The organism is Sinomicrobium oceani, from assembly GCF_900119185.1.
Classification (GTDB): Bacteria; Bacteroidota; Bacteroidia; order Flavobacteriales; family Flavobacteriaceae; genus Sinomicrobium; species Sinomicrobium oceani.
In genome coordinates, this window is sequence record NZ_FPJE01000002.1 from 139,988 (window position 1) to 153,174 (window position 13,187).

Here is a 13,187-nt window from a genome sequence, read left to right on the forward strand (position 1 = left end):
TTTTGGCCGTAGAAGAAAACTCTATTACCTATTGTAAACGAAAATTGAGTCCCATATGCGAACCTCCATTTTCCGTGGTCTGTCTCCGGTCCCATCTTTCCATCGGATAGTAATTCCTGAATAAACCAGTAGTTAGTATTCTGATTCTGTCCATAAAAAAACTGTTTTCCGTTAACTGTGAAAGGAAACTGAGTTGCATACGGGTTTTTCCAATATCCATGGTCGGTCTCGGGCCCCATAGGCACAGGAATTTTATTGTATGCTGCTCGAAGCCCTTTCGGATTTTTGTCAAGACGAGAAAGATCTGACCAATTATCGGGGCCAAGTTTAGTTTTGTTGTTCTTTTTCCATAACATGGTCCAAACGTTACTACCCGAAGGTCTCCCTTGCCAGCCTGTTGCAGGTGCCGGATAGTGCATCACAGATTTCCGGTCATACTCTGTTAAATTATGACTTTTAGTATGAATCTTAAAGTTTACATTTTCTTCTCCTTTTTCAATATTGTACCATAGTACCTCGATATAATCATCTCTATCACATCGAGATTGTTCGTGGATTAATCCCAGCGCATGTCCCAGTTCATGGAGCCCTATATAATCATTACCAATGATAACATCTTGTCGACCTCCCTTCATTCCGACTGCGCTACTGCTGCCACCTTTTTGTGGTCTGGATATCATCAGATAGTTTGGTTCATTTACCCGTTCTACAAAAGATACACCAGCAGCGTTCTGCCATTTATCCATTGCTTTGCGAACATCTTTCTTAAAAGGAAATCCTGGTTCAAATGTATATGGTATCCTGCGATAGGGCCATAGCGTTACGTTTTGAGGAATTGAAGCCATTGTTTTTAGTATTTATAGGTTAATTCATGTATATAACTGGTCTTGAAAAAAGACAGTAGTAAGGGGGACTGGCACTGAAAGGGTAATTTAGGTGTTTTCATGGGGTAAATTTTTAAGCATTTTCACATACCAAAATTGGATATAACCTGAAAAAACACCAAAAAACCAAGATTACAAAAACCTTACAATTCGCGATTTAAAACCACAATACCCTATTTTTCAATAAAATAAAAAACGGCATTAGCCATGCCCTGCATGGTTATCGGGAAATAAATGCTATGTAAATAGTAGTAGCTATTACAGGCTTCGAACAAACCGGTGAAGTTCTTTCCGGTCGTTGAGGTCCAGTTTTTTTCGGATACGATGCTGGGTTACCAAAATGGTATTGGCCGATACGCCCGACATCAATGCCATTTCGTTGTTGGTAATTTCCAGTTTTCCCAGGCATAAACAGCGCAGTTCGGCGCGGGTAAGATCAGGATATAAAGTAGTCAGCCGGGTGATAAAGTCCGGATACACCTCGTTGAACGATTTTTTAAAGGTATTCCAGTCTTTCGGGGTGAGAATGCTTCTGTTCTTCAGTTCGTCGAGCAGGCTGTCTTTAGTCGTATTCTGTGTTTCCTGAAGCTGATCGATCACCTGGCGGTTCTCCCGTATTTTTTGGGCAAGATTATCGAGTTTCGACCGGGCATGTTTCAAGGCCTGCCGGGTATTCCTATGTTCCAGTGCTTCGATTTGCTGTTGGCGAGCCCAAAGTTGTTTTTCTTTCCTTTTTCTTAACCGGACTATATAATACAGCGTAAACCCCAATACCGCCAACAAAGAAGCTACTCCTATGAAGACACTGTAACGAAAGCGTATGGCAATGTTCTCTTTTTCCTGCCGGGCTATCCTGTCACGGTTTTCCTGTATCTGTAGCTGGTCTTGTGTCATTTTGGCCAGGGCGGTATTGTATTTGCCATTCACGGCTTTTTCTACTGCTGCCAGGCTATCCCGGTAAAGTATCGCCTTTTTATAATCGGAGCTTTTGAGATAGTACAGGTACAAATTTTCATAATGCTGCCTTTTGGCAACCTCCACACCCTGTTGTTCCCCGAATTGAAATACCTGGTTTTCCGGGAAATAACTTTCGGTTAACACCATGAGTTGATAGGCCCTTTGTAACGAGTCGGTTTTAAGGTACGTCTTGGCCAGGTCTGCGTTAGCCTCCAGGGGAATTTCAAAATGCTGATAGGTATTTTTGTTCCATTCATAGTTTTTAAGGAAGTAAGGCAACGCTTTTTGATAATCCTGCTTTGCATAATACACCTCACCGATATTGCCCGATACCAGGCCCATCCAGATCGTATCGCGGTAGTGTGCTGCTTTTTTATAAGCCATGCGCAGGTAGGTGACAGCGCTGTCTGTTACACCCGATTTCAAATAGGCCATCCCCAGCGTATTATAACGCTGAATATCGAGATTATCGTCAAACGCCGGGAGTTCAACCGAAGTCTTCATGACCTTGATAACCTCTTCGTAGTTCCGGAAAAAATAATAATCGAGAGCCAGGTCGTGCAGGTATTTGCCGATATTGGGTACATTTTCATACCCCAGCTTCCGGAAGATCTTTTGGGCACTCAAAGAGTTTTCAAGGGCCTGTCCGTATTTTTCCAGCACAAACTGGTTTTGTCCGATCTGGTGGAGACAGATTGCTTTGTACAAGGCATGATCCTTAAATTCACGGTCTCTCAGTATGTGCCGGTAGACATCAATCCGTTTATGACTGTCAGTCTCAAACAGGGCCGCCCGCCTCTGCTTTAAAAAACGGAGTTCTTTTAGAAGGTATTCATCATGGTGCTTCCGGGCAAAAGAAGTGGCATTTTGCAATAGTGTATTTATTTTTTCCCTGTCGTTATTTGCCGTGATATACCTGTTTAGCACCCGGACCCTCTCTATAGACGACCGCCCTTCCAGCAAACGGGCTGTCTCGTCGGAATATTGCTGGGCATGTAACAAAAAGCTATACAGGAGGAAATAAATACAAGGGTAGACTTTTTTCATGGGCCGGCGCTTCAGGGTACTGCTTCGTAAAAGAAGCATAAACAAAAATACATTTTTTTTAAAAATAGCTAAAACGCCACAGTGTGATCCTGCCCCACACCCAAGACCCTATATTATGGTCTTGGTGTTCTCATCCGATGTGAAACCACTGCGCTTTCGTACATCCTGTTTTGGCTTCTAAAAAAAATCATGATCCGAATGGATTGGGTTCATAGGTTATTGAGTTATTAGGTTCTTGGATTTTAAGTCATTAAGGCACCGTATACCATCTATGATTTTTCTTAAAACGGAGGCGGCTGAGCGCTTCGGTTCCACCGGAATGTAGAGAATCGAAACCCCGGCTTTAAATCGATAATAAGTCGCGGGTTATTAATCTATAAACTCAACAGCTCCGTAACCTAATTTCCGATCACGGTAAAAATTGATCTTAAAACCTTTCGGACAGGGCTCAGGATAACAGCTTTCCAACTATAGGTAACTACCAGTTTTCCCCGGAAACCAATCCGGCCAAACCCACCATGATCCATCCCGGGAACTGCCACATGGGCCTCTATGCATAGGTGACCCTAAACCGTAGGCGCTTAGATCGCATAATGTAAGCCACAACACCATAGGAAATGACAGAAAAACCTCCTCGTTATGATACCATGATCATACTATAAAGAAAAAATATACTTTTTAACAGACTAATCATCTTGATTTAAAATTTATTTTCAATAGCTTTGCTCCCTAATGGGAATTAGTCGCATTAAAAATCGAGTTGTTTACCTGTTCCTGGCTCTATTTGTTTCTATGCAAATAGCCGGGCTGCATGTGCTGGCTCATATCGACAACGATGATGATCATGGTATCGCCCATTGTGTGGTATGTGACTACACGATTGCCGGCAATCATACTCCCATACTTTCACCGGAAATCGTACAATTCGATACAGCGCAGGTCGTTTTCGCGACAAAAAAGGAAGCTGTCGGGGAATTTCATTTCGCATATTCCGATACCGGTGTACCTCATCACCTTTTCTGCAGGCCACCACCTACCCGTCTGTAATTTCCTGGGAGCTATATTTGATTTTTTTAATACGGGTTTATCCTTAAATTTCCAGACAGGGGAGGCCATATTTTATGTATAACGGTGCAAAGTCTTCAACCGGCCGGGGAAGACTTCATTATATGTTATTAATCACCGTTCATAGTGCGCTACCGATATATCCGTACCCAGGTCTGTTGATCTACCGGCCTATTCATGAATATCATATTTTCTTTAATGACCGACAAAATACTGGCGGTATGGTTTAGCATTGGTCTATCCCTGCTGTCATTTGCGCAGACATCTTCTACCGTAAAAGGAGTTGTTGTCGATGCTCAAACGCAAACTCCTGTTTCAGGAGCAAATATTATCGGAGACCGCCTATACGCCGTGTCCTCGGAAAACGGGGAATTTACCCTGGAAAATGTAGGCACAGGTACTGTGATCAAGGTCACTCATTTAGGATATTCCCCTGCATTTGTCACCATACCAGCAGATCATAGGGACAGACGAATTGTAGTGCAATTAACGGAAACAAACACCAAACTGGAGGAAGTTCAGGTGGTCGGAAATGCGAAAGAAAGATCCACCCGGAAATTTCCCCTTTCCACAGTAGAAGCCTCCGGGGCATTTTTAGAAGCCAACCGGGAGAACAGTCTCATGCAGACCTTGAGCAAAATCCCGGGGGTAAGTACGATAAATATTGGTTCCGGACAATCCAAACCGGTCATCAGGGGGCTGGGGTTCAACAGGGTCAGTGTGGTGCAGAACGGCGTAAAGCACGAAGCGCAGCAATGGGGCAACGACCACGGGCTGGAAATAGACCAGTATGGTATTGAGCATATCCGCATCATAAAAGGGCCCGCGTCCCTGTTGTATGGTTCCGATGCTATTGCCGGCGTAGTAGACCTACAAGCTCCGAAAATTCCGGAAGCCCGATCGTTTACCGGTGAAGTCAATCTCCTGGGTGAAAGCAATAACAACCTATTCGGTGTTTCCGCCGGGGTACAAAGCAGGAAGGACCGTTGGTTTTACAGGGCACGTTTTACCTATCGGGATTATGCCGACTATAAAGTGCCTGCGGACAGGATAAACTATGAGAGCTATATTTTTGAACTGCACAAAAACCGTTTAAGGAACACCGCCGGAAATGAAGTCAATGGTGCTTTCAGTATCGGGTATATCGGTAGCAACATTAAATCGGAAACTTTTTTTAGCAATGTGTACGCAAAAAACGGCTTTTTTGCCAATGCCCACGGACTCGAAGTGCGTACATCTTCTATAGATTATGACAGGTCCGAGAGGGATATCGATCTGCCTTTTCACCTGGTGAACCATTTTAAGGTAATCAATAATACCACATTTTATGAGGGGCAGCATACCATAGATCTGGAATTAGGCTTTCAAAACAATCACAGGGAAGAGCATTCAGAACCCGTACCTCATGGGTACATGCCCAAACCCGACCACAGTAAGGAGCGGGTCTTTGACAAAACGACCTTCTCTCTGAATGCAAGAAATACGTTTACACCCCATGAAAAACACCGGGTTGTCTTTGGTATCAATACCGAATTTCAAAACAACAACATCAGCGGGTGGGGATTTTTAATTCCCAAATACAATCGTTTTACCGCGGGGATATTTGCCTACGACCACATAGCGATTTCGGATAAATTAAGCTTTCAGGGAGGGTTACGGTACGATTTCGGCCTCGTAGACACCAGGCCTTACGTGGATTGGTTCCCTTCCACCGTAAAACAAAGCGACGGCTCCACATCTTCCGTTTACGTACAGCGGGCGCAGCACAAAAACCTCCGTTTCGGCAATATCAGCGGTTCGGCAGGGATCAGTTATACGACGAAGAACACCTCCTATAAACTCCATATCGGTAAAAGCTTCAGGATGCCCTTGTCTAACGAACTGGCTTCCGATGGGGTGAATTACCATATGTTCAGGTATGAAAAGGGAAATCTTGACCTGGATCCCGAAGCATCCTACCAGTTAGATATTGATGTTGACCACAATACTAAAAACTTCAGTCTCGGAATCAGTCCGTTTGTGAACTTCTTTGAAAATTTCATCTATCTCAACCCTACGCCAAACTATTACGAAACCGTACAGATTTACGAATACACCCAGAGCAAGGTCTTTAGAATTGGAGGTGAACTGAGGTTTGGCTACGCCCTTACCGAAAACCTGAGAATGGACGCCTCTGCGGAATATGTGCATTCCAGACAGCTCAACGGGCCGAAAAAGAACTTTACCTTACCTTTTTCTCCTCCCTTTTCAGGATTGATTTCCGGAAATTATCAATTCAGAAAAGACCTTTTGTGTTTTAGGCATCTGCAGGTAACGGCAGATTACCGCATCACCGCCAAACAAGATGAGATCGTCCCCCCGGAAAACACAACAGATGGCTACCAGGTGCTGAACCTCTCCGTAATGAGCGATCTCGATCTATTCAGCTCCCTCAAACAGGTGCAACTGCGTTTCAAGCTCAACAACGTATTTAATACCAGGTATTTTAACCATACCAGTTTTTACCGGATGATCGATGTTCCCGAAGCCGGCAGGAATGTGTCGTTGTCGCTGACCATCCCTTTTTAAACCGTATGTATTCAATGAAGTATAACTCAAAATTAAAAATCTATGAAATCAAATCTGAAACTATGGACTATTGTTCTGACCACCGGAATTTTCTTTACCTCGTGCAGCAGTGATGATGACAGCATGGCCAAGGATGAAGAAAAACCTGAAATAACCATTAACTACGATGGAGGATTTCCACAGGCCTGTACCGAACTTGTCAAAGGGGAGACCTATAATTTCAGGGCCCGAATAACCGACAATATGGCCTTGGCTTCCTATAGTCTGGATATCCACCACAACTTCGATCATCATACCCATGATGACCAGGGTGCACAATGTGATTTGGAGCCCGTCAAAGAAGCGGTCAACCCGATGCTTTATATGGAAAATTTTTCCCTTGCGGATGGGCCTGTCTCCTACGAGATCGACATTCCCATTACCATTTCCGAAAATGTGGATACCGGCGATTACCATTGTATGTTCTCTGTGACAGACCAGACCGGATGGCAATCCCGAACATCGGTCGACATTAAAATTATCGAGTAATCTATAACTAACATATATCAACATGAAAAAAAACATTTACCTCATGGCGCTGGCCTTTGTAACAGGTGCGCTATTTACCGCGTGTAGTAACGATGACGACAACGAGATCATTCTTGAAGAGCCCGTCATTGAAAATGTAGAAATTGGCACAAGCAACAATGAAATTGGCGTTATCGGAAGGGACTTTCACTTTGAAATGGATGTTGTCGCCGGGGAAAGGATTGCCGATGTCAGGATCAGTATAGAACAACGAAGTGGTGAAACCTATTCGCATGAGTGGTCGCATGAAACGATATGGGATGAATACCAGGGCGTAAAAAATACCAATGTGCACAAGCACCTTACCATTCCCGAAGATGCAGCCGAAGGAGAATATGATTTTGTTATCATCGTCAATGACCAGAACGGAACAACCCTGGAAGAAGTAAGGCATATCACGCTCATCCTTCCCGAAAATTTACCCGTAGATCCGCAGATACGGATCTTCAACGTCTATAAAAATGGCAAACAAGGGGATGTCCCCTTTTATGACTATTATGACAATGATGATTTCGGAAACGAAACGTTTTCAAAGAACGACACCTTGCTATCGCAGGTAAATATCAAGAATGTCAAAGGGGACGGAAAAATGTACCTCTTGCTGATCCATAAAGCCACGGGACACTATCCGGAAACCGTCGATGATATCGATTTTTCCAAAGCCATAGTTTACGATGTCTACGAACATCAAGGGCACGAAGAAGGTTTCACTTTTACCAATTTCCCATATAGTACCGAATTAGGAGGCTACGAACGAAAAGGGCCGGAATTTGTTATCGGGGCCGACAGCGATTCCAACGTACCCCAGCCCAACCCTATTGACGGGGAAAAAGTCTGGAAAAACGGGGACTACTATTTTGGAGTGGTATATCGGAACTCCACCTATGACCTCAATTTCCACTACTATATCGAATTTAAAATTGAAGGATTCGATTAACCCTTTAAAAAATGATTTGCCGGTCTCCGTAGCCCATACCAGTATCGGGAACCGGCGGATCTCACTGGCACTGACGATGCCATGCAGATAAGGATAAACCTTAAAAATTCACATCACAAACAAAAGAGTAAAACAACAAATGAAAAGACTTAGAACACACAAATCCATCCTCTTATTGGTTTTCACCCTGGGTGTAACCCTATGGTTCACCTCCTGCAGCAATGACGATGATACCGTGGAACTCCCCATACCCACGATGACCGAAATCGAAGTAGGTTCCGATAATCAGGGGATCATAGGACGGGATTTCCATTTTAATGTAGAAATCATGGCCGGCGATAAAATTGGTACGGTAAGACTCAATATAGATCAGCTCCCCGATGAGGACTACACCCGGGAATGGTCTTTTGAAATCTCGTGGGACGAGTTTAGCGGTATGAAAAATGCGACAGTGCACAAACATTTTGATATTCCCGAAGAAGCTCCGGAGGGCACCTATGCATACACCATTACCGTGACGGATGAAAATGGTACCACCGCTGAAGATAAAGGTGAAGTATCGCTTATTGATCCGGCGAATCTCACTGTTGACCCCGAATTATACATTTGGAGCATAGAAAACGGCAACGGGGATTTCTACTTTGTGAATGAAACACTTGAAAACCCGGAGAATGTCACATTCACTAAAAATGACACCCTGAGTTCCAATATCCAAATCAGCAATGTAAAAGATGACGGCATTATGTACCTCCTGCTCATCAGGAAAGACCAGAATCATCTCCCGGAAACCGTTAATGACATTGACTTTTCCAAAGCCATTGTTTTCGATGTCTATGAGCACAACGACGAGGAAGAAGTATTTACGTTCTGGAACACCCCTTATAACAGCAGTATCGGGGACTATGAGCGCTGGCCGGAATTGACCATTGGTGCCGAAAATGACAATAATGCCCCGCAGGCCAACCCGGTCAGCGGAGAAAAGGCCTGGGAAAACGGCACATACTATTTTGGGGTGGTGTACACCAATTCCACGCATCATCTCAGTATGCACCATTATATGGAGGTGACCGTAGAAGGTTTTTAATGATAGTACCTTAACCTAAAGGTATTAGTGTTTGACAGGATGGTTGGTCATTACCCCCTACCCGACCATTCCAGTCATCCAATCCTGCCAAAAAAATTCATAAATTAGTGGATATTTTCAATGGGGTGATCCAGAATAATCAGCCAGCATATTTGGAAAAAACATACCGATTTTGACAAACAGTGCTACCGGGAGAATACACTTATTAGGGCAGTCCCCGAGCCCCCATATAAAACCATCGCCCAAGGAATACATTCTGACTGGTGGAAGCAGCTCTTTATGGAAACGGCAGATGCAAACTTTACAGGTTAAAAAGCTGTTGATGCCAAGTGTCGGGCGGAAAAGATGGCGGAGATGTTCCAATTGAAAATTGAGTATTATCAGAACAACAACTAAGGAAGATACTATGAAGGTCAAACTTTCAGAAATTTTCGGGAACACCACCAACCGATCTATGTACTCAAGAGACGAACTCCTGTCCCTGGATGTAAAAATGGAATTTGTAAAACGTTTGGCCCGGTATTATGACATCCCTTATCTGCCGGATGGCAATGACGAACATAACCTATGCTATGCCAACAGTAGTACTGTCCGCTTCGAATATAGATCGACCTTTTCAAAAAGGGATGTCATCACCTATCTCCTCTCCACCCAAAAACAAGACACCTTTCATTTAGGAAAGGATGAAGTAATTTTTTCAAAATCGGTATGATATTCGTATCGCTTATCTAAATTTTTTGTAGGGAGTTCAAGACGGTAACAACCAGAACAAACAACATATAAAGATCACGTACAAAGACCGGACCTTTACATTTTCTTTGCTATATTTTCCGGTGATTGTCTATTTGTTTAGCCTCATAATTTACCTGTAAGGCTACTTCAAACAAAACAAATACCCCTTTTCGTTACCGGTAAAGGGGCATGATGGGTACGATATCGGATTTTTCTTGTCAGATGCCCGTAACCGCTACTTCATCAAAAACATCCCCGAAACGTTTGAAAGTTTCCGAAGCGGTCCGTACTGCCATATCCTGTTCCTCACTGCTACCGGGCAAATTGTCGAGCACTTCGGTAAAGGCTGCCCACTTCCCGGCAGACCCCTCTCCGTATCCGCCAAAAAAATCAAAACCCTTGTCTATGCCCTTTTTTTGCAGCATCTGAACAATATAAGGCCCTCCCATTATCGAGCCCTCCAGCACATACAGGGCCCCCATAGCCTGTACTCCATTCGCTATGGCAGGAGCTATGGCCCGGGGGAGATTTTCAGTGCTCCCTCCCAACGCCTCGATATCTTTCCTGATAAAAGAAGAATCCCGGCGTTCTGCATAATCGGGTAAAATATCATTGATATAGGGTGCAATAGCTTTTTCAACCGCACCGAAATAAGCGTAAAAACATTTCAGTAATGCGGCATAATCTTCGTTATTCCTGATATTTTTAATACGAAGTACAACCTTTTTCTCTGTTTCCTGATGATGTGCCCTGGTTGATTCTTTAATTATTGCGCTTAATTTTTCCATTTTTAGTCTTCTTTATATGGTTAAAAATAGGTAATTCATTTTAATGGTCTCATTCTAAGTCAAGCCTATGTATTTTAGTGCATCCCACTTTAGCTTTTAAAAAAGTTATGATCCGAATGGAGTGGTTTTATCGGGTTACTAAGTTATTGGGCTAATGGGTTATTACCTGAATAACCGGATAACGAATAACCGGTACAACAATTTCATTCCTTATAAAACCTATAGGAAATTCCTGCAAGTATGACCAGTCCCGGTTGTCCGGGCATAAGCCTGTCGGTATAATCCAGTATATTATCGGCTGTGAGTTGTATACTCACTTTCTCCTTCAACAGCTTTTTCTCTATCCCGGCATTAACCAGAAAATGTCCTTTTACAAAAGTATCATACGGGTCTATAAACCGGTTGTTATTCCTGTCTCCAAAGGCATATCTTCCCCTGTAATTCACACGTATATTGGCTGAAATATTCCACGGTGAATAGTGATAGGCTATCCTGGCATTGGCCATGTGCCTGGACCGGTTTTCCAGTCCGAAATAATCGGACAGTCTCGATTCGCGGAACAGACCCGAGGCATTATCCCTGACGTAAGCATAGGCCCCTGTACTATTGCGTATACTGTCCATCACTCCCCGGTCTTTGGCCACCAGGTACTGGTATCCCGCTTTGATATCGAGTCCGGAAGGCAATGTCACGGATGCAGATGCCTCCAGTCCCGTATTAAAGGACCGGGGCAGGTTTTGGTAGGTGTATATATCCCGGACACTGGTTCCGGAAGCTACCCGTATACTGTTGATCTGGTTTGAGATATCATGGTAAAAAGCGTTTATATCTATTTTTACATTTTTCTTAGGGGTGTAGGTAACCCCGCCGTTGAGCGACAGGGACTTTTCTGCTTTGAGGTTCTGATCGAGCTGGTTGATCAGGTACTCCCTCACTTCACTGATCTGGCCGGCATCCTTCATCGCTTCGAGGGTTTCCCGAAGCAGCTCGGTACCGATCACCAGGTAATTGGCTACGGGGTTCATAAACACCTGATAGCGCTGGCGGTAATCCGGTGTTTTAAAACCACTCCCCATAGCAAGGTTAAAAGTCAGCTCCGGAAACAACCTGTAGTGCAGCCCGAAACTGGGGTTGAGTCGCCCTCCGAAACTGTTGTGATGATCGTAACGTAGTCCGCCTACTACCTCAAAACGATCGTTAATATGCCAGTCACCCTGAAGGTAGGCAAAGCCACTCCACAGTCCTCCGGGCACATTAAAATCACGGTTATCCATCTGTTCCACGCTTCCTCCCAGCCCGGCCGTAAATTTCAATTCATTATGCGGGGTATAGGCAAACTGCTGTTCTGCACGGTGCAGGGTCTGCGCAAATTTCTCGGCACCGGCTTTAGCATTGGTCTCCTGCCATAATACACTCATATCCGACACATAACGGGTAAGGTAATAGCGGCTCATACTGCGCAATCCGTTCTTAAACGTCTTATCATAGGTCAGGGAGGCATTGATATCGGTAATATCCTGGTTGTCCCCTGCCGTGTTTTGTTGTGCGCCCGTCCCGAAAACCTGTTCCATAAACGACCTTCGAAGCGCGTAGCGGAACGATCCGCCAAGGGTTCCTGTAGGCGTAAGGCGATACCTGATTCTTCCCTGTAGCGTATAATCGTCATAAGGAGGAGCAGTCGTCCCCCCGGACATATAAGGATCGGTATTAAAACCATCGGTACGGTAATAATTGGCCGAAATATTGGCCGAACCACGCTGATGATCAAACGGAGTCTCTCCTTCCAGGGTAATATCTGCAATGTTCAATGAGCCATAGCGTACCGCAACCATACCCTGTGGCTGAACGGCACCATGGCGTGTAACGATATTGATGGCCCCTCCGAGAGCCTCACTTCCGAAAAGACATGAAGAAGCTCCCTTAATGATCTCAATGCGCTCTATATTACTCACACTGATACGCGAGAGGTCAAAGTTCCCCCGGTTACGCCCTACCATGGGTTGCCCGTCTATAAGTATCATTACATAATCACTGCTGAACCCCTGCATCTGTACACCGGTGGCCCGGGCACCTCCGCCTATATCATTGACTATCGCAATACCCGTCTGTTCCTTAAGAACCTCGTCCAGCCTTCGGCTGCCCATCTGTGCAATAGCTTCTTTTCCGATAACCGTTACGGGCATGGCACTGCCACCCCGGATATCGAGCAGGTTATCCGGGGTTTCTGTCCGTCCTTCTACAACCACTTCGTTGAGATCCTGATTTTTATCCATTGTCAATGCAATGGTGATGTCTTTGGTGCGGGCGGACTCCACATGTATTTTCAGTGCCCGTTTTACATAGCCCAATCCGGATATATGCAGGATATAATTACCTGCGATAATATCGTGAAACCCAAAATTTCCGTCATCATCGGTTTGAGTGATGTGCATATCAGGTTCCAGGTATACGCTTACTCCTGTTACGGCAGTACCACGGTCGTCCAGTACCCGCCCGGTAAGCGAGCCCCTTATGTCTTTTTGGGCATGACAAAATACCGTAACTGTTATCAGGAACAT

10 protein-coding genes are annotated in these 13,187 nt (G+C 44.5%); 6 read left to right on the forward strand and 4 right to left on the reverse strand.

Features of this window, described 5'->3' with window-relative positions; genetic code table 11:
* A partial coding sequence (locus BT112_RS02205; RefSeq protein WP_245776963.1) for a M12 family metallopeptidase occupies positions 1–845 on the reverse strand: 845 nt, incomplete at its 3' end.
* Between the two features lie 297 nt (positions 846–1,142).
* The gene (locus tag BT112_RS02210) at positions 1,143–2,927 is read right to left on the reverse strand and encodes a hypothetical protein (RefSeq protein WP_072315736.1); all 1,785 of its coding nucleotides are present in this window, start codon (positions 2,925–2,927) and stop codon (positions 1,143–1,145) included.
* Between the two features lie 753 nt (positions 2,928–3,680).
* Between BT112_RS02210 and BT112_RS21550 the strand changes: the two genes are divergently transcribed.
* The 6 genes from BT112_RS21550 (at position 3,681) to BT112_RS02240 (ending at position 9,821) form a co-directional block, all read left to right on the forward strand.
* Complete coding sequence (locus BT112_RS21550) at positions 3,681–3,935, forward strand: hypothetical protein (protein ID WP_139275946.1); 255 nt, start codon at positions 3,681–3,683, stop codon at positions 3,933–3,935.
* Positions 3,936–4,130: 195 nt separating this feature from the next.
* Positions 4,131–6,521 carry a TonB-dependent receptor gene (locus BT112_RS02220; RefSeq protein WP_245776964.1) on the forward strand — a complete coding sequence of 797 codons (2,391 nt, stop codon included), beginning with the start codon at positions 4,131–4,133 and terminating at the stop codon, positions 6,519–6,521.
* A 42-nt stretch (positions 6,522–6,563) separates the two neighbouring features.
* Entirely contained in the window at positions 6,564–7,049 is a 486-nt protein-coding gene (locus tag BT112_RS02225; RefSeq protein WP_072315739.1) for a DUF4625 domain-containing protein, read from the forward strand.
* Positions 7,050–7,071: 22 nt separating this feature from the next.
* Positions 7,072–8,025, forward strand: a complete 954-nt coding sequence (locus BT112_RS02230) for a DUF4625 domain-containing protein (protein ID WP_072315740.1) — start codon at positions 7,072–7,074, stop codon at positions 8,023–8,025.
* A 139-nt stretch (positions 8,026–8,164) separates the two neighbouring features.
* Entirely contained in the window at positions 8,165–9,109 is a 945-nt protein-coding gene (locus BT112_RS02235; protein ID WP_072315741.1) for a DUF4625 domain-containing protein, read from the forward strand.
* A 406-nt stretch (positions 9,110–9,515) separates the two neighbouring features.
* Positions 9,516–9,821, forward strand: a complete 306-nt coding sequence (locus BT112_RS02240; protein ID WP_072315742.1) for a hypothetical protein — start codon at positions 9,516–9,518, stop codon at positions 9,819–9,821.
* Between the two features lie 238 nt (positions 9,822–10,059).
* On the opposite strand, the gene BT112_RS02245 is transcribed toward BT112_RS02240, so the two are convergent.
* Positions 10,060–10,629: a biliverdin-producing heme oxygenase gene (locus tag BT112_RS02245; RefSeq protein WP_072315743.1), complete on the reverse strand. Its 570-nt coding sequence runs from the start codon at positions 10,627–10,629 to the stop codon at positions 10,060–10,062.
* 203 nt (positions 10,630–10,832) lie between these two features.
* Complete coding sequence (locus tag BT112_RS02250; RefSeq protein WP_072315900.1) at positions 10,833–13,187, reverse strand: TonB-dependent receptor; 2,355 nt, start codon at positions 13,185–13,187, stop codon at positions 10,833–10,835.